This window comes from Nonomuraea sp. NPDC050643 (genome assembly GCF_040654715.1).
Lineage (GTDB): Bacteria > Actinomycetota > Actinomycetes > Streptosporangiales > Streptosporangiaceae > Nonomuraea.
The window spans coordinates 66,860-87,105 of the sequence record NZ_JBFAIM010000062.1 but is presented as its reverse complement, the minus strand read 5'-3'; the positions used below and the strand labels follow the sequence as shown (position 1 = coordinate 87,105).

Below are 20,246 nucleotides of genomic sequence, written 5' to 3'. Positions count from 1 at the left end.
CTCGGGCCGCTGGCCGAGCCGCTCAAGCGCAACAGGCTGCTGCGACTGGGCGAGGGGCTGTCCCTGGTGGGCGCACTGGCGGGCGTGACGGTCGGCCGGCGCAGCAGGGTCGCGGCCGTCGCGGCGGGCGCGGCCCTGCTGGCCGGGTCGGCGTGCACGAGGATCGGGATCTTCCAGGCGGGGGTGGAGTCGGCGAACGACCCCAGGTACACCGTCCAGCCGCAGCGCAGGCGGCTGGCGAAAGACCTCCCGGCAGGTGCGCGGTACGCCGCCGAGCCCCCGGGCCGTACGATCAGCAGATGACCGAAAAGACCGAAACCACGCCTGCATGGCTCGCACCGGAAGACCTGGAGTCGGTGCGGGGCCGGATGCCGATCCTCTACATCGACGCCGTGCCGGTGCGGGTCGACGAGACCGGCGTGGTGACCCACGTCGGCCTGCTGCTGCGCATGCTGTCGGACGGCACGGTCAGCCGGGCGCTCGTCTCGGGACGAGTGCTCCACCACGAGCGCGTGCGCGACGCGCTCCTGCGCCACCTGGAGAAGGACCTGGGCCCCGTGGCACTGCCCAACATCCCCATCTCCCCGCAGCCGTTCACCGTCGCCGAATACTTCCCCACGCCCGGCGTCACCCCCTACCACGACCCGCGCCAGCACGCCGTCTCCCTGGCCTACGTGGTGCCCGTCGCGGGTGACTGCCGGCCCCGGCAGGACGCGCTCGACCTGGTGTGGTTCACCCCCGAGGAGGCGGCCTCACCGATGGTCCAGCAGGAGATGGCCGGCGGGCAGGGCGTCCTGCTGAAGCAGGCGCTGGCCCATGTCGGGCGGCTGCCGTAAGAGGGGTCACGGCCGTTCGGCGCCGTCGCGCACCCAGCGGTAGAGGGCGTCGCCCGGGCACGAGGTGTCGTAGCCGTCGCGGTGCCCCTTGACCTCGCGCCCGGCGTCGCCGTGCTCGCGCAGATACTCGATGGCGTCGACCAGGGCGTGGAGCAGGTCGTCGTTGGGCTCGGTCAGCCCCGAGCTGCCGACCAGGGCGAGCACCGCGTAGTGACCGGAGTTGAGGCCCGCGCCGTTGGCGGCCGGGAGGGCGTGGGGGCCGCGGCCCATGAACGTGTGCCGGTGCGGACAGCAGACCAGGTTGTAGCCCAGGTCGATGTACCGCTCGCCGCGGCCCCCCGACATGTGCATGCGCTGGATGTCCCGGACCAGGTCGACGCACCGGTCGTGGTTGCCTGACTCGGCGAGGTCGGCGGGCACCTTCCCGCCCGTGTAGTGGATCTTGACGCCCTGGGTGGCGGACAGTCGGGTGTAACCGGTGCTCGGCTTCTTGGCGTGCCACTCCACGCGGGTGATCAGGTTCATGTGGTCCTCTCGTGACAGGAATGTCCTGACCACCAGAGTGTCAACTTTGCGTAGTTATGTCATCACTCTTCGTCACTAGAGTGAGGTAACGCGGGAGAGACATCCCTATCGAAAGCCGCCGGTTCAGCGCAGCGTGAGCGCGGCCACGCCGAACGCGTGCGTGTGGCGGAAGACCTGTGACCTGCCGCCGGCCTTGAACTCCGCCCGTGCCGTGATCTTGCCGGCCGCCGCCGGGAAGCCGACCGAGATCGACATCCCCGGGTCCACACGCGGCACCGTCCGCGCCCGCGCCTTGCGCGGCCCGTCGAGGCCGAGCCGGACCTCCCGCCAGGGCACGGAGGAGCCGTTGTGCAGGGTCACCACGACCTCGTTGCTCGTGACCTCCGTCCGCAGCCCGTACGGCGTGCGCGGGTCGGGGCCGATCGAGCGGTCGAGGCGGTTCATGAGCTGCCGGGTGATCTCCGGCCGGGCGGCGGCCAGGTCGCGCTGTTCGCCGACGTCGGCGTTCAGGTCGTAGAGCTCGACGCGGCCCTCGGGGCCGGCCCCGGCGATGTGCGGGTCGAACCTGACCAGTTTCCAGCGGCCTCGGCGGATGGCCTGGGCCTTGCGGGGGCGGTTCCAGACCAGGTGCTCGTGCCTGGGGGCGCCGGTCCCGGTGAGCAGGCCGCGGAAGGACAGGCCGTCGAGGTGGGCGGGGGCCGGCACCTCGGCCAGGTCCGCGAGGGTCGGCAGCACGTCCCAGAAGGCCACCGGCTGCCGTTCCACCCGGGGGCTCAGGCCGGGCGACCAGGCGATCATGGGGACGCGGATGCCGCCCTCGTACACGTCGCGCTTGTCGCCGCGGAAGGGGCCGTTCGAGTTGAACAGCCAGGGCGTCACGCCCTTCTCGCGGTGCGGGCCGTTGTCGCTGGTGAACAGCACGAGCGTGTTCTCGGCCACGCCGGCGTCGCGCAGCGCCCTGATCAGCGCGGCCACGTCGGTGTCGAGCCGGGCCACCTGCGCGGCGTGGCGGCGATTCGGGCCGCTCCAGGGCCGGTCCTCGTACGTTCCGGCGTCGCCAGGGATCACGCTCGGCGAGTGCGGCAGGTTGGTGGCGAAGTAGAGCAGGAACGGGTCGTCGCCGCCCTGGTCGATGAACTCGACGGCCCGGCGGCGGAACAGGTGCGGGGCGTACTGTTTCCCGCCGAGGTGGACCTTCTCCCCGTTGTGCCACAGGTACTTGGGGAAGTACTGGTGGGCGTGGCGGTGGCCGATGTAGCCGAAGAACTCGTCGAAGCCGCGCACGTTCGGGTGCGACTCCTGGCCGGCCTCCTCGGGGCCGAAACCCCACTTGCCGATGCAGGCCGTCCGGTAGCCGGACAACCGCAGTAATTCGGCGAAGGTGAGGTCGGCGCCGGTGAGCGCGTGCTGCGGGCCGCCCTCCGGATTCTCGCGTACGGTGCCGTGCCCGGCGTGCAGCCCGGTGAGCAGGGCGCAGCGCGACGGCGCGCAGAGCGGCGCCCCCGAGTACGCGGTCGCGAACCGGACCCCCTCGGCCGCCAGCCGGTCCAGGTTGGGCGTGTCGATCAGGCGCTGGCCTTGGCTGCCGATCTCACCCCAGCCCAGGTCGTCGGCCAGGATGAGCAAAATGTTCGGCCGCGCGGGCAGACTGCCGCGGGCGGTGGCCTCGGCGCGCGCGGGCGGCGTCATGGACGTCGTCCCGGGCAGGGCGAGGCCGGCGAGGGCACCGGCGAAGAGGGCACGGCGCGAGGGCCCGTTGATCACGAAGGGCAACATATCGGAGGGCAGGGCGAATGGCGGGCAAATCGCAGGCGAACTCTGTCACAGCCTCGTCTCACGACAGGTAGTCCCACCTGCGGCAGATGTCGTGCAGCTCGCCCGGGATCTCCGCGGGCGTGGGCAGGGGGCGGCCCTCGACGACCGTCCCGGTGCGGATCTTGTCCCGCCAGTCGCCGATGCCCTTGACGAAGCCGCCGTGGTCCTGCTTGCCGTAGTCCAGCATGGCGCGCTCGAACTCGACGCCCAGGAACAGGCAGAGCCGCCGCAGCTCGGCCTCCGGGTCGGCGACCAGCGCCTCGTAGCGCACGGTCAGGCCCTCCAGGTGGGTACGGGCCTCCTCCAGGTAGGTCATGTAGCTGAGCGTGCGCGGCACGGCCTCCTCCATGGGCCGCTTGACGGGGTCGGCCTCGTGCCAGGACTGCACGATCGACATCGGGTGACGCAGCAGGAAGACGAAGCGCGCGTCCGGCCAGCAGGCGGCGATGCGCCGCCAGGCGAACACGTTGCTGGGCGTCTTCTCGGCCAGGATCGGCTTGCCGCTGCGCGCCAGCTCACGATGGAGCAGCCGGTCCCAGACCAGGTGCTCGATGTCGCTGTGGGTGTGGCCGAGCAGCTCCATGGCCTGCCGTACGGGGTCGGTGCCGAGCCCCACCGTCATCCGCCTGAAGTGCGTCTCGATGGGCGAGTGCACCCGCGAGTGGCTGTTGAGCATGACCCGCAGCAGCGTGGAGCCCGACCGCACGGACGAGAGCAGGAAGACGGGCTCGCGCAGCAGCCGGTCGTGCGCCGGGTCCACCGGCGGGCGCACCTCGTCGCCGGGCAGCCGCTGCAGCTCCAGCGGGACCTTGGGGGGCGGCGGCGGCTTCGGCGGCTCCTTCCGCAGCCGTCGCGACAACGTGTATCCCGTCAGGCCCTCAAGTGTGGCGTTGGCCCGGTACCTCCAGCTCATGGGCCAACAAGGTAGGGGTGGCCAGTGAACCCCAGGTGAATCCGGCCTGTGAACCTGTTGCGGAGAAGACAGATCATCCGTGCATAAAGACACGGAGCAGAACAATATTCCGCTCCAGAATGGGGCCGTCAACGACCGACGACTCCATGAGGAGGAATCATGCGCATGCTCAAGCGCCGAGCCACGCACCTGTCTTTACTCGGCGGCCTCGCCGTGGGAGCGCTCGCCGCTCTCCCCGCGCACGCCACCACCACCCTGAGCGCCACCTCGAGCGCCACCTCGAGCGCCACGGTCCGGGTGGTCGGCGGCCTGCTGCAGCTCGACTACATCGGCTCGGCCGGCGCCAACAACGTCCTGATCACGCTCGAGGCGGGCACCAACGCGCTGCGGGTGAGCGACTCGGTGGCCATCGCCCCGGGCGCCGGCTGCGTCCCGGTCACGGGCGATCCCACGACCGTGCGCTGCTCGGTCGGCATCACGCGGATCGCCGCCAGAATGGGTGCGGGCGCCGACGCGTTCACCACGCTCGTCCCGCTGTCGGGCACCGTCGAGGGCGACGGCGGCGACGACACCTTCCGCCCCGGCCGCTCCGAGGGCTCGGTGGGGGCCGCGACCAGCGAGATCATGTACGTCGGCGGCCTGGGCGAGGACACCGCGACCTACCAGGGCGTGCCCGCCACCGGCCCGACGGGCACTACGGGCGTCCGCGTGAGCCTGGACTTCGCCCACAACGACGGCCGCGACGCCGACGGCGCCCGCCCGGCCGACCGGGACAACGTCCAGGTCGAGAACCTGATCGGCGGTTCCTTCGGCGACAACCTGAGCGGCGACGCGCAGCGCAACGAGCTCACCGGCGGGAACGGCCGCGACACGCTGTCGGCCGGCCGCGGCGACGACGTGATCGACCTGCGGGACGGCGTGGCCGACCACCTGTCGTTCTGCGGCGAGGGCACCGGCGACCTGGCGATCGCCGACCGCGCGGCGCTCGACGCGGTCAGCGTGGACTGCGAGACGATCCAGCGCGCGGGCTAGAGCCGTTTGACGACGCGGTCGTGCACGACCGCGTACGTGTCGCGCAGCGCCTGCATCGACTCGTCGTAGGAGGCCTGCGCGACCCCCGTGAACAGGCAGTCCACCACCATGAGCTGGGCGATGCGGCTGCCCAGCGCGCCGGAGCGGAACTTGGTCTCCCGCGCGGCCGTCGTGAGCGTCACGTCGGCCGCGCGGCCCAGCGGCGAGTCCAGGAAGTTCGTGATCGCGACGGTCGCGGCGCCGGACCTGCGCGCGATGGACAGGAACTCGACGGTGTCCACGGTGGCCCCGGTGTGCGAGACGGCCACCGCCACGCAGCCGGGGGCCAGCGTGGCGGCCGCGGTCCAGGCCGAGTGCGCGTCGTGCCAGTTGAGCGCGGTACGGCCGATGCGCGACAGCTTCTGCTGCAGGTCGAGCCCCACGAGCGCGCTCGCGCCCACGCCGAAGCTGTCGATCCGGCGGGCGGCCAGCAGCAGCGCCACCGCCTCGCCCAGCGCCTCCATGTCCAGCGATCGGGCCGTGTCGGCGATGGACAGCGTCTCGTTCATCGCGACCTTGGAGACGATGCCCTCCAGGCTGTCGTTCCGGTCGATGTCGCCCGACACCTCGGGCAGGCTGGAGCGGGCGAGCTCCTCCCTGGCCACGGCTCTGGCCAGGTCGATCCTGAAGTCCTTGGAACGGGTGTAGCCCATGCGCCGATGGAAGCGCACCACCGAGGCCGTCGAGGTGTCCGAGCGGGCGGCCAGCTCCGCGATGGACAGGTTGGCCGCGGCGGCCGGATCACCGGTGAACACCTCGGCGATGCGCCGCTCCGACGGCCGCAGCGCGGGTACGGCCGCGCGGATGCGGATCAGCAGCGTCTCTGCGTCCTCGGCCATCGTCCCCCCGCGCTGGAAAGAAAATACCCTGGTGGTAGGGTCTGCGTAATTTTATGACCTACTGCCCTGAGGAGACCACATGCCCCGTGGCGCCGTCTCCGCGGCCGGCATCGCCGCTGCGCTGTCCCTCGCCCTCACCGGTTGCTCGTCCTCCTCCGGGCCCGCCGCCCCGAAGACCGGCACCGGCACCGGTGGCGCCCTCGTGGTCGGCGTGACCTCCGACCCCGACACGCTCTTCCCCTGGAAGGCCACCCAGTTCCAGGCCGTCAACGTGCTGCAGAACCTGTACGGCACGCTCACCGAGTTCGACAAGGACCTCAACGTGGTCCCGGGCCTGGCCGAGTCCTGGGAGGCCGCCGGCGACGGGAAGAGGCTCACGCTCAAGCTCCGGCAGGGCGTGACGTTCGCCGACGGCAGCGCCTTCGACTCCAAGGACGCCAAGGCCTCCCTCGACAAGATCATGGACGAGAAGACCGCGGCCGTCGCCAGGACGTCGCTCGCCTCGGTGAAGTCGGTCGAGGCCCCCGACGCGAGCACGGTGGTGCTGGAGCTGACCGGCCCCGACGCCGCGCTGCCCGCGAACCTGGCCACCGTCAACATGGCCATGCTCTCCTCCGACGACACCGAGGAGAAGCTCAACGCCACGCCCAACGGCACCGGCCCGTTCACCCTCGGCAAGCGCGTGGCCAGCCAGTCGATCACGCTGGCCAGGAACGACAAGTACTGGGGCCCCGAGAAGCCGAAGGTCGCCACGGTCGAGTTCCGGGTCATCCCCGACGAGTCGTCCATCGTGTCGGCCATGCAGTCGGGCAACGTCCAGCTCGCGGTCTTCAACGACCCGCTGGTCGCCCAGACCGCGCAGGGCGGCACGGTCACCGTCGCCAAGACTCCGCAGCTCAACTACCACGTGCTGCAGCTCAACGCCCAGAAGGGCGACCTGAAGGACGTCAACGTGCGCCTGGCCGTCCAGTGCGCGATCGACCGCAAGCAGGTGCTCGACACCGCCGCGCTGGGCGAGGGCGAGGTGACCGGGCCGATCACCGCCCCGGCGTTCAAGTCGGACCCGAACAAGCGCCCCTGCCCGGCCCGGGACCTGGCCAAGGCGGCCGAGTATCTCGGCAAGGCGGGCAAGTCCGGCGGTGTGACCATCAAGACCATCGTCTCCCAGGGCGAGTACGCCACCTCGGTCAACGAGGCCCAGAACCTCAAGGCCCAGCTCGCCGAAGCCAAGATCAACCTGGAGCTGGAGGTGCTGGAGTCGGGCGCGTTCGTGGACCGCTGGGTGGCGGCCGACTTCGACGCGGCCGTGGCGCTGAACGGCGGCCGGCCCGACCCCGACGGCTCCTACGGCCGCTACTTCACCAGCGAGGGCAACCTGAACAAGGTCGCCGGCTACAGCTCCCCCGAGCTGGACAAGCTGTTCGCCGAGGGTAAGGCCACCACCGACCAGGCCCGGCGCAAGGCCATCTATGACCAGGTCGGAGCGCAGCTCGAGGACAACGCCGCCTGGATCTGGCTGTTCTCCGGCTACACCTACACGGCCACGGCGCAGAACGTCCAGGGCTTCGTGCCGATGGCCAGCGGCTCGCTGCAGTACCTGCGTACGACGTCCGTCGGCTGATGCTCGTACGCAACCGTGCCCTCCGGCGCGCCGCGGAGATCCTCGGCACCCTGTTCGGGGTGGCCGTGGTCGTATTCGTCATGCTCAGGGCGATCCCCGGCAACCAGATCACGGCGGGGCTCGGCACCGAGGCGGCGGCGCTCACCCCGGCCCAGCAGCAGGCCCTGGAGCGCTACTACGGCCTCGACCAGCCGCTGGTCACGCAGTTCTTCTCGTGGCTGGGCAACATGTTCACCGGCAACTTCGGCTACTCGGCGCGGGCCCAGCAGAGCGTGCTGGAGCTGACCCTGCAGTCGCTGCCGGTGACGTTCGAGCTGGCGGTGCTGTCGATCGTGCTGGCCCTGCTCATCGGGGTGCCGCTCGGCATGCTGGCGGCCTCCCGGACGAACTCGATCCGGGACGCCGCCGGCCAGGTCGTGAGCCTGGCGGGGTTGTCGATCCCGGCGTTCCTGCTGGCCACCACGCTGCTGTCGGTCTTGGCGGCGTCATTCGGGTTCAACCCCAACGGGCAGGGCTTCGCCCCGCTCTTCGCGGACCCGCTGCTCAATCTGCAGCAGTTGCTCCTGCCCGCGCTGGTGCTCGGCTTCGGCATCGCCGCGCCGATCCTGCGCACCACCCGCGCGGCGGTGCTGGAGGTGCGCTCGGACGACTTCGTGCGCACCGCCCGCGCCAAGGGCCTGCCCGAGCGGCGGCTGCAGGTCAGGCACGTGCTCGGCAACGCGCTCGTGCCGATCGTGACCATGACGGGGCTGCAGTTCGGCTACCTGCTGGGCGGCGCGGTCGTGGTGGAGCAGATCTTCTCCGTGCCGGGCATCGGCCGGCAGGTGCTGCTGGGCATCCAGCAGAAGGAGTACGCGGTCGTGCAGAGCACGGTGCTGGTGATCGCGCTGGCGTTCGTGCTGGTCAACCTGCTGACCGACCTGCTCTACCGGGTGATCGACCCGAGGGTGAGGGCGTCATGAGGCGCAGCGCGGCGGGGTCGGCGGGCGTCGTGCTCCTGGCGCTGCTGGCGGTCGTGGCGGTGCTGTCGTACACGGGGCTGCTGCCGTACGACCCGATCGCGCAGCATCCGCCGTCGCGTTTCCTGGCGCCGTCGGGCGCGCACCTGTTCGGCACCGACCAGTTCGGGCGGGACGTGTTCTCGCGGGTGGCGGCCGGGGTGGGCAACTCCGCGCTCATCGCGGTGATCGCGGTGGCGTTCGCGACCGTGGTGGGCACGCTGGGCGGGCTCGTGTCGGGCTTCTACCGCGGGTTCGCCGACGGCGCGATCGGCGGGATCACGAACGTGCTGTTCGCGTTCCCGCCGCTGCTGCTGGCGCTGTCGCTGGCCTCGGTGCTGAACCGCAACGCGTTCACGATCGCCGTGGCCATCGCCATCGTGTACGTCCCCATCTTCATCCGCGTGACCCGCGGCCCCGTGCTGTCGCTCAGGGAGATCGAGTACGTGAAGGCGGCCGTCTCGACCGGCCAGAGCCGCTGGCAGATCATGCTGCGCCACGTGCTGCCCAACATCACCTCGATCATCGTCGTCCAGGTGGCGCTGTCGCTGTCGTGGGCGGTGCTGACCGAGGCCTCGCTGAGCTTCCTGGGCCTGGGCACCCCGCCGCCCGCGCCGTCGCTCGGCTCGATGATCTTCGAAGCGCGCAGCCTGGTCTTCGTGGCCCCCTGGACACTGATCGCGCCCGGCGCGGTCGTCGTGCTGCTCGTGGTGGGACTCAACCTGCTCGGCGACGGCCTGCGTGACACTCTCGACCCGCGAAACCGAGGAAAGCGGTGAATCTCTCAAAGCTGACGACTGACTCGGCCGACCCGCGCTTCGCCGGCATCGACGCCATGAGCGTCGGCGAGCCGGCGGCGACCATGAACGCGGCCGACGCCACCGTGCCCGGCGCAGTGCCCGGCGCAGTGCCCGGCGCAGTGCCCGGCGCAGTGCCCGGCGCGCTGCCGCAGATCACCGAGGCGATCGAGGCCGCGGCCGAGCGCGTGCGGGCCGGCGGCCGGCTCGTGTACGGGGGCGCGGGCACCCCCGGCAGGCTGGGCGTGCAGGCGGTCGTGGCCTCGCGCTTCGACCTGTCACCACAGGACGCGGCGGACCGGCTGGCCCGTGCCGGCGGACGGCTGCGGGCCGCACTCGGGGAGAGCGCATGAAAGTACTCGGGATGATCTCCGGCACCTCGCACGACGGGATCGACGTGGCCGTGGTGGACTTCGAGCTCGCCGGGAGCGTGCTCGAAGGGCGGGTCGGGCACACGGCGAGCACGCCGTACCCGGCGGAGCTGCGGGCCCGGCTGATCGCGGCGCTGCCTCCCGCGCCGGTGACGCTGGCCGAGGTGTGCGTGCTCGACACGCTCATCGGGCAGAGCTTCGCCGCGGCGGCGGCGGCCGCGATCGAGGCGGGCGGGCCCGTCGACCTGGTCGTGTCGCACGGGCAGACGGTCTACCACTGGGTGGAGGGCGCGCACGCGCTGGGCACGCTGCAGATCGGGCAGCCCGCGTGGATCGCCGAGCGCACGGGCGCGCCGGTGCTGTCCGACGTGCGGATCAGGGACATCACGGCGGGCGGTCACGGCGCCCCGCTGGTGTCGGTGCTGGACGGGCTGCTGCTCGGCGCGCACGAGGGCGGCGCGGGAGCGCTCAACCTGGGCGGGATCGCGAACATGACCGTGGTGCGCGGCGGCGAGCTGTACGCCTACGACATCGGCCCGGCGAACGCGCTGATCGACGCCGTCGTGACGAGCAGAGGGCTGAACGGGCGCGGCTTCGACGAGGACGGGCGGATCGCCGCGTCGGGCCGGGTGGACGAGCGGCTGCTGGAGGTGCTGCTGGACGAGCCGTACTACGGGCTGGCGGCGCCGAAGAGCACGGGCAAGGAGCTGTTCCACCTCGCGTACGTGGAGGCGGCCCTCGCCGCGGCGGGGACCGCGCCCGGCGACGCCGACCTGGTCGCCACGCTGACCGAGCTCACCGTGCGGACGGTCGCCCGCGACGTGCGGGCCGCCGGGGTCGAGGCGCTGGTCGTGTCCGGCGGCGGCTGCCGCAACCCGGTGCTCATGGACGGGCTGCGGGCCGCGCTGCCCGGCGTCCAGGTGGCACCGTCCGACGACCACGGAGCGCCCGCCGACGACAAGGAGGCCATCGCGTTCGCCCTGATCGGCTGGCTGACCGCGCACGGCCTGCCCGGGACCGTGCCCGGCGGGACGGGCGCCGGGAGCGCCCGGATCCTCGGCACGCTCACCCCGGGCGCGGGCCCGCTGGTGCTGCCCGCGCCGGTCGCCGAGCCGCCCCGGTCCCTCACGCTGTCCCCGGCGCCGCTTCGATGAGCGAGCAGCGTCCGCAGGCGCCCGCGGGGCTGGTCATGGCGGCGCGCACGCCGTGGTTCGACCTCACCGAGTGCACCGGGCACCGCAGCGTGCGCTGGGAGGACGGCGAGCGGGCCGGGGTGGCGCCCATGACCCTGGAGACCTTCCACGACCTCGCCTCGGTCACGAAGGTCCTCGCCACGACCACGATGCTCATGCGGCTGGTGTCCGAGCGGCTCGTGGACCTGGACGCGCCGCTGAGCGCGTACCTGGCGCGGTCCTACGAGGCGATCACCGTGCGCGACCTGCTGCTGCACCGGGGCGGGCTGTGGGAGTGGTGGCCGCTGTACATCCAGCCGCAGCTCCCGCCGCCGCGCTACCGTCCCGGGCGCGCCCGGCACTACTCCGACCTGGGCTTCGTCCTGCTCGGCCGGATCGTCACGGCCGTCACCGGGCTGCGGCTGGACCGGGCCCTGGCCGAGCTGGTCACCCGGCCGCTGGGCCTGACCTCGACCACGTACGCCCGCCCGGCCGGCGCCGAGGTGGCCATGGGCGCCCTGGACGACCGGGTGGAGATGACCATGCTCGACACCGGCAGGCCGTACCCGGTGCCCTACCGCAGCACCGACTTCGCGCGCTGGCGGACCGAGGCCGTCATCGGGCAGGTCGCCGACGGCAACGCCCACCACGCGTTCGACGGGGTGGCCGGGCACGCGGGCCTGTTCTCGACCGTGCCCGACCTGCTGAAGTACGCCGGCGCGCTGTCCCGCTACCAGGAGCACGACCAACTGTGGCGGCCCGAGGTCGCCCGCGAGTTCTTCGCCCCGGGTCCCGACCAGGAGCAGGCGCTCGGCTTCCGCCGCTACGAGCTGGAGCTGCAGGGCGAGACCGTCACCGTGCTCGGCCACCCGGGGTACGTGGGCTGCGCGGTCGGCTTCGTACCCGGCCGGGACATCGCCCTGGCGCTGGCGAGCAACCGTCTCCTCGTCGACGGCACGCCGACGCCCACCGACGCCCTCTGGAACGACCTGCTGCAGGCCACCGCACAACGATCGAGGTCCGCATGAGCCCGCTCCTGGAGATCCGCGACCTCTCGGTCGCCTTCCGCACCCGCAGGCAGGACGTCACCGCCGTCAGGAACGTCTCCATGAAGATCCTGCCGGGCCAGACCGTCGCCGTCGTGGGCGAATCCGGCTCCGGCAAGTCCACGACGGCGGCCGCGGTCAACCGGCTGCTGCCCGACAACGGCCGCATCACCGGCGGGCAGGTGCTGTTCGACGGCCGCGACCTGGCCACCGCGAGCCGGCGCGAGATGACCGCGATCCGCGGCGCCGGCATCGGCCTGGTCCCGCAGGACCCGATGTCGAACCTCAACCCGCTCATGCGCATCGGCGACCAGGTCGCCGAGGCCCTCGAGGCGCACGGCGTGGCCACCGGCAAGGCCGCCCGCGCCCGCGTGGTCGAACTGCTGGACATGGTCGGCATCCCGGACCCCGCGCGGCGGGTCGCGCAGTATCCGCACGAGTTCTCCGGCGGCATGCGGCAGCGCGCGCTGATCGCCATGGGGCTGGCCTGCCGGCCCAAGCTGCTCATCGCCGACGAGCCGACCTCCGCGCTCGACGTGACCGTGCAGCGGCGCATCCTCGACCAGCTCGAGCGGCTCACCGCCGAGATGGGCACGGCCGTCTTCCTCATCACGCACGACCTGGCGCTGGCGGCGGAGCGGGCCGACGTGGTGGCCGTCATGTACCAGGGTGAGATCGTCGAGACCGGGCCCGCGGCGGGGATCCTGGCCGATCCGGCGCACGAGTACACCAGACGGCTGCTGAAGGCCGTGCCGAGCCTGTCGTCCGTGCGGGTGCCCGAACCGGCCGGCGAGCCGCGCGACCTGGTCGTGGTCGAGGATCTGCGCAAGGTGTTCCCGGTCCGGGGCACGGGGGAGGAGTTCACGGCCGTGGACGGGGTCTCCTTCGCCGTCCCGCGCGGCCGTACCGTCTCGATCGTGGGCGAGTCGGGGTCGGGCAAGTCGACGACCGCGAACCTGCTGCTCGGCCTGGACGACCTCACCTCGGGCAGCATCCGCTTCGACGGCACCGACCTGGCCGGGCTGGGCAGGCGGGAGCTGTTCGCGTTCCGGCGGCGGGTGCAGCCGGTCTTCCAGAACCCGTACGCCTCGCTCGACCCCCGCTACAGCGTCGAGAAGTCCATCACCGAGCCGCTGCGCGTGCACCGCGTCGGCACCGCCGCCGAACGCAGGAGGACCGCGGCCGAGCTGCTGGAGAAGGTGTCGCTGCCCGCGTCCATGGCCGAGCGGCTGCCGCACGAGCTGTCCGGCGGGCAGCGCCAGCGGGTGGCCATCGCCAGGGCCCTGGCGCTCTCGCCCGAGCTGGTCGTGCTCGACGAGGCCGTCTCGGCGCTGGACGTGCTGGTGCAGGCGCAGATCCTGGAGCTGCTCGCCGAACTGCAGCGGGAGCTGGGGCTCAGCTACCTGTTCATCAGCCACGACCTGGCCGTGGTACGGATGATCTCGCACACGGTGCACGTCATGCGCGGCGGGCGGATCGTGGAGAGCGGCACCGCCGAGCAGATCTTCGGCGATCCGGCGGACGACTACACCCGCGAGCTGCTCGCGGCCATCCCGGGCGGGCGGTAGGTCAGAGTAGGAGGGTGAAGATCCTCCTGGTCCAGCCCCCGCACTGGTCCCCCGACGGCCACGCCAACTTCGACGCGATCGAGGAGCTCGTCGGCTCCCTGACGGGCGACGTCCTGCTGCTGCCCGAGCTGGCGGGCTCCAGCCTGCCCAGGGCCGACTACCTGGCCAGGGTCCGCGCCCTGGCCGAGGCCACGGGGACGGCGGTCGTCGGCGGGTCGCACTACGACGGCGCGATCAACCGGGGCGCGGTGTTCGACGGGTCGGGCACGCTGCTGACCGAGTACGACAAGGTCCACCCCTACGGCCTCGAGTTACGCTCGGGCGTGCGCCCCGGCCGCCCCAGCGAGGGGTTCGAGCTCCACGGCCGCCGCCTGCACGTCCTGCTCTGCGCCGACATGTGGTATTCGGCGAGCCTGGCCGGCCACGAGCGCCTGGACGCCGTCCTCGTGCCCGCCTTCTCCGTCACCCGCTGGGACGGGCCCGCCCCGGCCAGGGAGCTGTGGCAGCACATGAGCGTGGCGCGGGCGTACGAGTTCATGACGTACGTGGCCGTCAGCGACTGGCACCACGAGACCACCTACCACGGGCACCCGTGCGCCGGGGTGACCGGATTCGCCGACCCGTGCCCGCGCACGCACGCCGGATTCTTCACCGGGCCGCCCGACGCGCCGGTCTCGGCCCACGATCTGGACTTCGAGCGGCTCGACGCCTTCCGCCACGACCGCGCGGCCCGAGGGTTCCGGTAGTGCTGGCCCTACCCCGGGGAGGGCCGTGAGCAGGATCGTTCGGCCCGGTCCCCGGCCCGTAGCGTTCTTCCCATGACAACCCTCCGGCACCGTCTCGCCACCGACTCCCGCTACCTCCTGCTCGGCCTCCCGATGGCCGTGGTGAGCTTCTCCATCTCCGTGGCCGGGCTCTCGGCGGGCCTGGGCGCCGCGGTCGCGTTCGTCGGCCTGCCGATCCTGGCCGGGGCCGCCGCCGCGGCGCGCAACCTCGCCGACTTCGAGCGGGTCGCGCTGCCCGGCGTGCTCGGGCAGCGGGTGGCCCGCCCGCCCTACCCTCCGGCTCCGGCCGGGGCGGGCTGGTTCCGCCGCATGATGAACCCCCTGGCCACCGCCCAGGGCTGGCTCGACCTGCTGTACGGCATCATCGCCTTCCCCATCTCGCTGGCCGCGGGCGTCATCGCCCTCGTGTGGTGGGCGGGCACGATCGCCGGGCTGACCTTCCCCATCTACGGATGGACCATCGCCGCCATCCCCGGCGTCGACAACGGGCTCCCCATGCTGCTCGGGCTCGGTGACGGCGACCTGGCGTTCGTCGGGGTCAACACGCTGGCCGGCGTGCTGTTCGCGCTGACGCTGGTGCCGGTCGTGCGCGGGGCCGCCCTGGTCAAGGCCAGCCTGGCGCAGGCCATGCTCACCCGGGCCGCCTCCTACGAGCCGGCCGTCGAGCCCCGCTGGGCATGAGCCCGCCCACCGACCGGCCGAGCGGGCCATGAGCCCGCTCGGCCGGTCTTTCGTGTGAATGCCCTTTCCAGGGCCTGTCTCAGCGCAGCGCGTAGGCGCGGATGACCTCCTGCGACAGGGTGTTGCCGTTGACGTCGGAGGCGTTCAGCCGCAGCGAGACGAACCCGGGCCGCGCACGGACGAGCGTGGCCTCGTAGGACCGGTCGCCCTTGTCCCGCAGGCCGGCCGGCAGCCACGTGGCGCCGTCGTCGTACGACACCTCGAGCGAGACGTCCTTGACCGCGCTCTGCCGCGCCCCCTCCTGGTGGTGGAGGTCGATGCCCAGCGTGCGGGACGCGGTCTGGTTCTTCAGGTCCACGGGCGCGTCGAACGTGGCCAGCAGCAGCGGGATCACGGTCGGCTCCGCCGCCCGCTCCGAGCCGAACGTCCACACGCCCCTGGTCCGTACGGACATCTTCGCCCACTCGGCCTCGTTGGCCAGGTCGTACTCGATCCGGTACGTGGCCTTCCCCGCCGCCAGCGTCCCCGACCCCGAGGGCAGATAGTTCGTCTGCCACAGCAGCCGGTCGTCCTGGTAGAGCCGGAAGTCGGTCTTCAGGCCGCGCGCGAACTGGCTGGTGTAGGCCTCGCCGTAGTTGCGATCGGCGTCCACGAACCCCTGCATGGAGACGCGCAGCTTGTCGCCCTCCCTGCGCATCGGGTTGCGCGGGTTGACGCCGGGCAGCAGCGGCTGCTTGAACACCGTCCTCGTGACCCGCTCCCCCGCCTCGTACGGCCGGAACTCGGGCGACGACAGCCCGGCGCGCGGCGTGTCCGGGTGCGGCCACAGGTTGTTGTAGGGCCGCTCCGGCGCCACCGCCGACGTGCTCCACCGCAGATCGGGATCCGGCGTGACGTAGTCGACCCGGGTACGCGGCGTCTGGGCCATCGGGTGGTTCGTGGAGATCGACGCGGTGTCCCACGGCTCGAAGACGAAGCGGGTCTCGTTGATCGTCACGTCGTCGGAGAGCTGGCTGTGGTAGCCGGTCTCGATCCTGGCCAGCGAGCCGGCGCGGACCACGTAGTCGAGGGTGTCGCGGACCTGGCCCCGCTCGCGCAGGAACAGGTCGTAGACGTACGGGCTGGCGACGACGCCCTTGGCCACGACCGGGGCGGGCAGGGCGCGCAGCCGCTCGACCAGGGCCAGGCCCTCCTCGTGCGTCAGCCGCACGGTCGGGACGGTGAGCTTGACCCCGTTGCCGCCCGTGGTGACGTCGGCCCCGGGCCGGTCGCTGTAGACGGCGACCAGGGCCGCGCCCGCCGCCGCGGCCGCGTTGGACTGGGCGGAGACCGGCACGCCGTCGGTGCGGCGGATGACGGCCAGCTTGCCGCGCAGGTTGAGGCCCTTCAGCTCCGCGGCCCCGCCCCGCCCGGCGTCCACGGCCGTGAGCTGCCGGGTGCCGTCCAGGCGTGGGTACTCGGTGGCGAAGTCGCTGAACTGGACCGGGTCGACGTACTGGGGGGACAGCTCGACGCCCGGGGTCGAGAGCGTGATCTCGGGGGCCTTCAGCCGCCAGCGGGTGGAGACGACGAACGTGCCCTTGGTGACCTTCCTGGTCGGCTGCACGAACAGCCGCTCCTCGATGTGCCCGCCGGGCGAGATGTTGGTGCCGCCGCGCAGCGCGGTGCCCCGCTCGCCGGCGCGGTACCACATGAGGGCGGCCGCCGCCCCGGTGTTGCGCTTGGTCTCGTGGTCGGGCGTCTCGATCTCGACCTCGACGGCCTTGCGGGCGTCCAGCACGACCTCAGTGTCCTCGCTGATCTCCATCTCGGGGTCGCCGAGCAGGCTCTCGTTGAGGGGCTTGCCGGAGGTGGTGCTGTCCTGCGTGGCCGGCATGGTGAAGATGTGGCCGAGCACGGAGTAGGTGCCGGGCTTGACGAGCAGGCAGGTGCCGGAGCCGTACTTGGCGTCGGTGCAGGGCTGGGCGGGATCGCCGGGGAGCACGCGTCCGACCAGGGTGCCCTCGTCCAGGTTCAGCACGGTGAAGCCGCCGCGGCCGGTGCGGCCGTCCCTGGCGATGCCGCGGACGCGGAGCTCGACCCGGTCGTCCTCGACGCCGGCCGTCAGGAGCGTGCGCGTGCCGGCCGCCGTCAGCTCCTGGCGCAGCGAGCCGGGCGCGGCCGCCTTGAGGGTGATCTTGGCCTCGGCCGTGCCCCCGGCGGGGACGGTGAGCCTGGCCGGCTCGGCGGTGAACGCCCCGCCGCTCTTCAGGTCCAGCTCGGCGGGCTCCTTGCCGAGGTTGCGGTAGCCGATGGCGAGGGTCTTCGTCGCGCCGGGGGCGACCCTGCCGAAGTCGAGCGAGCCGGCCGAGGCCACGACCGTGCCCTTGAGCGCGGCGGCCACGTCGATGCGGCCCGTGCCCTGGGCGTCCACGGGGATGCCCTGGCCTGGCCTGGCCGTGGCCATGAGCAAAGACTTCAGCTCGGCGGCGGTCAACCCGGGGCGGGCCTGGCGCAGTAACGCCGCCGCGCCCGCGACGTGCGGGGTGGCCATGGAGGTGCCGGACATCGCGACGTGGCCGCCGCCGCTCCTGGCGGCGGAGATGTCCACGCCCGGGGCGGTGACGTCGGGCTTGACGGCCTGACCGCCCACGACGGGGCCCCTGCTGGAGAAGTCGGCGAGCCGGTCCTGCTTGTCCACGGCGCCGACGGTCAGCGCCCCGGGGGCGTCGCCGGGGGCGCCCACGCACGAGTCGCAGCCGTCGTTGCCGGCGGCGACCACGAACAGGGTGCCGTACTGCTCGGTCAGCCGGGTCACGGCGTCGGTGAGCGGGCCGCCGGGGACGCGGCTGCCCAGGCTCATGTTGACGACCGGCGCGCGCTTCTCACCGGCCGCCCACTCCATGCCGTCGATGATCCAGGAGAGCTGGCCGTAGCCGTCGGCGGCCAGCACCCGGCCGCTGAGCAGCCTCGCCCCCGGCGCCACACCCTTGCCGCCGCCGTCCGCAGCACGGCCCTCAGCGCCCTCCTCAGCGCCGTCTTCAGCGCCGTCCCGCGCGTTGCCCGGCGTGGCGCCCGGCGTGGTGCCCGATGCGCCGCCAGGGGTGCTGCCCGCGATCGTGCTCGCCACGTGGGTGCCGTGGCCGTGGGGGTCGCCGGTGGTGTTCTCGCCGGTGAAGTCGCGCTGGTCGGAGACCTTGCCCGCGAGGTCGGGGTGGGCGGCGTCCACGCCGGTGTCGAGCACGGCCACGGTGGTGCCGGTGCCGTCGTACCCGGCGGCCCACGCCTCGGGCGCGCCGATCTGCGGCACGCTCTCCTCGAGCGCCGGCTTCACCTTGCGGTCGAGCCAGATCTTGGCCACGCCCGCCAGCGGCCCGGCCCCGGCGCGGGCCCTCGGGGAGGCCAGCCTGGCCAGCTCCGCCCCGAACGTCGCCGCGTCCGCCGCGGCCACCGACACCCCGGCGCCGCCGATGCTCTCCAGCGTGCGCACCTGCTTGACGGCGGGGATCGCGGCCTTGGGAGCCTGGGCGGCGTAGGTGAGGATGAGCGGGATGGCGCCGCCGTAATCCTGGCCGGCCAGCTCCGTCACGTTGAACAGAGCGCCGTCCAGCCGCTCGGGCACCAGGGCGGCGACGTCGTCGGGAATGACCGTCACCCCGTCCTCCGACTCCAGCACCTGGAACGTCGGCACGGAACCGTCCGCCCGTGGCGCCGGGGTGACCGTGACGGCCTGGTGCTCGCCGTCCACGGCGCGCACCCGGACCCGGTCACCGGTGATCAACGTGATCTCATCACTCACCGCTCCGCCCGTGAACGTCACGGGCGGAGCGGTGCTCGCGTGCGCGCCGGGGACCGCGAGCAGCGAGGCCGCCATGGCCGTGGAGACGGCCATCACCGTCCCTCGCCGCGAGCGCCCCGTACGGCCCAAGCCACGCAGCATGGACGACCTCCAGAACATCGGTAAGCACGACTACCGAATTCCTAGTCACCCTGAACTGCTGTTGTCTATGAGATTGGTGTGGCTACATCCGGACTTGTCGCATATCCGCCACCTGTGCAGGCCGGTGGCGGGCGGTGTCCGGGCCGCCGATGATCCCGCCGGGCGAGCCCTCACCGGCGGGACGGACACTGCCCGGAAACCGGACCGGGGCGGAAATGGCACGATCGTCGCCGGGCGGGCATTACGGCCAAGCGATTTTCACCGGACCCGCCCATCGCGACCACATTGACCACCGCCGCGCCGAAGCGCGTCATCACAGTTCACAAGGCATGCAGGCGGCACGGCCGGCAGGCCCGCGGATAACCGGACCACGCGAATGCCGGCCGTTTCGAAGAAGTCAGGAAAACGGCGCCGCGCGGTGTGCGAACTGCGGCTTGGCCACACGCCGCCGGCGTCCTAAAGTAGGCGGACCATGGACACTGGACACCTCGATGTTCCCGGCGCGAAGCTCTATTTCGAGGTCCGCGGCACAGGGCCGGCGCTGCTGATCATTCTCGGCGGCGGCAGCGACGCGGCGATGGCCGGTCCGCTGGCCGAGGCGCTCGCCGGCGGCTTCACGGTCATCACCTACGACCGGCGCGGCGCCGCCCGCAGCCCGCTCACCGGGCGCCCCGCCGAGCAGCGCGTCGGCGAGCACGCCGACGACGCCCTGCGCCTGCTGGAGGCGGCCGGCTCGACTCCAGCCCACGTGTTCGCCACCCACTCCGGCGCCCTGATAGCCCTCGACCTGCTGGCCCGCCACCCCGAGCGGGTCCGCCGCCTGGTGGCCCACGAGCCCCCGGCCTTCGACCTGCTGCCCGACGCGGCCCACTGGCGGCGGCTGGCACAGGAGGCGGTGGACGTCTGCCGCCGCGAGGGCATCGGCCCCGCGATGCGCAAGTTCGGCGAGGAGACCGGCGTCAGCGCGCCCCCCGAACCGAACCCCGGCCTGCCGCAGTGGGTGCGCGACATGCTGACCAGGATGAGCGCCAACATGGAGACCAGCCTCCTGTACGAGATGCGGTCGTTCAGCACGTTCATCCCCGACGCCCGCGCCCTCCGCGACGCTCCTCTCGTCCTGGCCTCGGGGGCGGACACCCGCGGCCGGCTCATGCACCGGGCCACCCTCGCCGTCGCCGAGCACCTGGGCCTGGAGCCCGCCGAACTCCCCGGCGACTACGTCGGCTACCTGCGCAGCCCGTCGGAGTTCGCCACGGCGCTGCGCGACCTGCTCTCGGGCTGACGCCCGC

At 72.5% G+C, this 20,246-nt stretch carries 17 protein-coding genes and 1 pseudogene; 13 read left to right on the top strand and 5 right to left on the bottom strand.

What is annotated here, in order from left to right:
- Both AB0I15_RS50990 and AB0I15_RS50985 read left to right on the top strand, forming a co-directional pair.
- Positions 1-303, top strand: a pseudogene (locus AB0I15_RS50990) (polysulfide reductase); the annotation flags it as partial.
- Positions 300-836, top strand: a complete 537-nt coding sequence (locus AB0I15_RS50985) for an NUDIX hydrolase family protein (RefSeq protein WP_358113798.1) — start codon at positions 300-302, stop codon at positions 834-836. The pseudogene AB0I15_RS50990 and the gene AB0I15_RS50985, both read left to right, overlap by 4 nt.
- A 6-nt stretch (positions 837-842) precedes the next feature.
- Here the strand turns inward: AB0I15_RS50985 and AB0I15_RS50980 are convergent, their stop codons facing one another.
- From AB0I15_RS50980 to AB0I15_RS50970, 3 genes are all read right to left on the bottom strand, one after another.
- On the bottom strand, positions 843-1,361 hold the full coding sequence (locus AB0I15_RS50980) for a peptidoglycan recognition family protein (protein ID WP_358113796.1): 519 nt from the start codon (positions 1,359-1,361) through the stop codon (positions 843-845).
- A 123-nt stretch (positions 1,362-1,484) separates the two neighbouring features.
- Complete coding sequence (locus tag AB0I15_RS50975) at positions 1,485-3,125, bottom strand: arylsulfatase (protein ID WP_358113794.1); 1,641 nt, start codon at positions 3,123-3,125, stop codon at positions 1,485-1,487.
- Between the two features lie 70 nt (positions 3,126-3,195).
- On the bottom strand, positions 3,196-4,089 hold the full coding sequence (locus AB0I15_RS50970; protein ID WP_358113792.1) for a sulfotransferase: 894 nt from the start codon (positions 4,087-4,089) through the stop codon (positions 3,196-3,198).
- A gap of 159 nt (positions 4,090-4,248) precedes the next feature.
- Here AB0I15_RS50970 and AB0I15_RS50965 point away from each other — a divergent pair, with 159 nt between their 5' ends.
- Entirely contained in the window at positions 4,249-5,121 is an 873-nt protein-coding gene (locus AB0I15_RS50965) for a hypothetical protein (RefSeq protein WP_358113790.1), read from the top strand.
- On the opposite strand, the gene AB0I15_RS50960 is transcribed toward AB0I15_RS50965, so the two are convergent.
- Positions 5,118-5,999 (bottom strand): MurR/RpiR family transcriptional regulator, encoded by an 882-nt coding sequence (locus tag AB0I15_RS50960; RefSeq protein WP_358113788.1) that lies wholly within the window; start codon positions 5,997-5,999, stop codon positions 5,118-5,120. The genes AB0I15_RS50965 and AB0I15_RS50960 overlap by 4 nt on opposite strands.
- 79 nt (positions 6,000-6,078) lie before the next feature.
- Between AB0I15_RS50960 and AB0I15_RS50955 the strand changes: the two genes are divergently transcribed.
- The 9 genes from AB0I15_RS50955 to AB0I15_RS50915 all read left to right on the top strand — a co-directional run bounded on the left by AB0I15_RS50955 (position 6,079) and on the right by AB0I15_RS50915 (position 15,038).
- Positions 6,079-7,620, top strand: a complete 1,542-nt coding sequence (locus tag AB0I15_RS50955) for an ABC transporter substrate-binding protein (protein ID WP_358113786.1) — start codon at positions 6,079-6,081, stop codon at positions 7,618-7,620.
- Entirely contained in the window at positions 7,620-8,582 is a 963-nt protein-coding gene (locus AB0I15_RS50950; protein ID WP_358113784.1) for an ABC transporter permease, read from the top strand. The genes AB0I15_RS50955 and AB0I15_RS50950 overlap by 1 nt, the downstream gene beginning before the upstream one ends.
- The gene (locus AB0I15_RS50945; RefSeq protein WP_358113782.1) at positions 8,579-9,397 is read left to right on the top strand and encodes an ABC transporter permease; all 819 of its coding nucleotides are present in this window, start codon (positions 8,579-8,581) and stop codon (positions 9,395-9,397) included. Before AB0I15_RS50950 ends, AB0I15_RS50945 begins: the two co-directional genes overlap by 4 nt.
- Entirely contained in the window at positions 9,394-9,768 is a 375-nt protein-coding gene (locus tag AB0I15_RS50940; RefSeq protein WP_358113780.1) for a hypothetical protein, read from the top strand. The genes AB0I15_RS50945 and AB0I15_RS50940 overlap by 4 nt, the downstream gene beginning before the upstream one ends.
- A complete protein-coding gene (locus AB0I15_RS50935; protein ID WP_358113778.1) occupies positions 9,765-10,940 on the top strand; it encodes an anhydro-N-acetylmuramic acid kinase in 1,176 nt (391 codons plus the stop codon). The genes AB0I15_RS50940 and AB0I15_RS50935 overlap by 4 nt, the downstream gene beginning before the upstream one ends.
- On the top strand, positions 10,937-11,986 hold the full coding sequence (locus AB0I15_RS50930) for a serine hydrolase domain-containing protein (RefSeq protein WP_358113776.1): 1,050 nt from the start codon (positions 10,937-10,939) through the stop codon (positions 11,984-11,986). Before AB0I15_RS50935 ends, AB0I15_RS50930 begins: the two co-directional genes overlap by 4 nt.
- Positions 11,983-13,572 carry an ABC transporter ATP-binding protein gene (locus AB0I15_RS50925; protein ID WP_358113774.1) on the top strand — a complete coding sequence of 530 codons (1,590 nt, stop codon included), beginning with the start codon at positions 11,983-11,985 and terminating at the stop codon, positions 13,570-13,572. The genes AB0I15_RS50930 and AB0I15_RS50925 overlap by 4 nt, the downstream gene beginning before the upstream one ends.
- Before the next feature lie 14 nt (positions 13,573-13,586).
- Positions 13,587-14,318 (top strand): carbon-nitrogen hydrolase family protein, encoded by a 732-nt coding sequence (locus AB0I15_RS50920; protein WP_358113772.1) that lies wholly within the window; start codon positions 13,587-13,589, stop codon positions 14,316-14,318.
- A gap of 72 nt (positions 14,319-14,390) precedes the next feature.
- On the top strand, positions 14,391-15,038 hold the full coding sequence (locus tag AB0I15_RS50915; RefSeq protein ID WP_358113770.1) for a sensor domain-containing protein: 648 nt from the start codon (positions 14,391-14,393) through the stop codon (positions 15,036-15,038).
- Between the two features lie 79 nt (positions 15,039-15,117).
- Here the strand turns inward: AB0I15_RS50915 and AB0I15_RS50910 are convergent, their stop codons facing one another.
- Positions 15,118-18,957 carry a S8 family serine peptidase gene (locus tag AB0I15_RS50910; RefSeq protein WP_358113768.1) on the bottom strand — a complete coding sequence of 1,280 codons (3,840 nt, stop codon included), beginning with the start codon at positions 18,955-18,957 and terminating at the stop codon, positions 15,118-15,120.
- A gap of 472 nt (positions 18,958-19,429) precedes the next feature.
- On the opposite strand from AB0I15_RS50910, the gene AB0I15_RS50905 reads away from it, so the two are divergent.
- On the top strand, positions 19,430-20,239 hold the full coding sequence (locus tag AB0I15_RS50905; protein WP_358113766.1) for an alpha/beta hydrolase: 810 nt from the start codon (positions 19,430-19,432) through the stop codon (positions 20,237-20,239).
- Positions 20,240-20,246 lie beyond the last annotated feature (7 nt).

What these genes read in the sequence shown, in the direction of transcription:
- AB0I15_RS50985 (WP_358113798.1), top strand. Translation starts at nt 300, where the DNA reads ATGACCGAAAAGACCGAAACCACGCCTGCATGGCTCGCACCGGAAGAC.
- AB0I15_RS50980 (WP_358113796.1), bottom strand. Translation starts at nt 1,361, where the DNA reads ATGAACCTGATCACCCGCGTGGAGTGGCACGCCAAGAAGCCGAGCACC.
- AB0I15_RS50970 (WP_358113792.1), bottom strand. Translation starts at nt 4,089, where the DNA reads ATGAGCTGGAGGTACCGGGCCAACGCCACACTTGAGGGCCTGACGGGA.
- AB0I15_RS50965 (WP_358113790.1), top strand. Translation starts at nt 4,249, where the DNA reads ATGCGCATGCTCAAGCGCCGAGCCACGCACCTGTCTTTACTCGGCGGC.
- AB0I15_RS50960 (WP_358113788.1), bottom strand. Translation starts at nt 5,999, where the DNA reads ATGGCCGAGGACGCAGAGACGCTGCTGATCCGCATCCGCGCGGCCGTA.
- AB0I15_RS50955 (WP_358113786.1), top strand. Translation starts at nt 6,079, where the DNA reads ATGCCCCGTGGCGCCGTCTCCGCGGCCGGCATCGCCGCTGCGCTGTCC.
- AB0I15_RS50950 (WP_358113784.1), top strand. Translation starts at nt 7,620, where the DNA reads ATGCTCGTACGCAACCGTGCCCTCCGGCGCGCCGCGGAGATCCTCGGC.
- AB0I15_RS50945 (WP_358113782.1), top strand. Translation starts at nt 8,579, where the DNA reads ATGAGGCGCAGCGCGGCGGGGTCGGCGGGCGTCGTGCTCCTGGCGCTG.
- AB0I15_RS50935 (WP_358113778.1), top strand. Translation starts at nt 9,765, where the DNA reads ATGAAAGTACTCGGGATGATCTCCGGCACCTCGCACGACGGGATCGAC.
- AB0I15_RS50930 (WP_358113776.1), top strand. Translation starts at nt 10,937, where the DNA reads ATGAGCGAGCAGCGTCCGCAGGCGCCCGCGGGGCTGGTCATGGCGGCG.
- AB0I15_RS50925 (WP_358113774.1), top strand. Translation starts at nt 11,983, where the DNA reads ATGAGCCCGCTCCTGGAGATCCGCGACCTCTCGGTCGCCTTCCGCACC.
- AB0I15_RS50915 (WP_358113770.1), top strand. Translation starts at nt 14,391, where the DNA reads ATGACAACCCTCCGGCACCGTCTCGCCACCGACTCCCGCTACCTCCTG.
- AB0I15_RS50910 (WP_358113768.1), bottom strand. Translation starts at nt 18,957, where the DNA reads ATGCTGCGTGGCTTGGGCCGTACGGGGCGCTCGCGGCGAGGGACGGTG.
- AB0I15_RS50905 (WP_358113766.1), top strand. Translation starts at nt 19,430, where the DNA reads ATGGACACTGGACACCTCGATGTTCCCGGCGCGAAGCTCTATTTCGAG.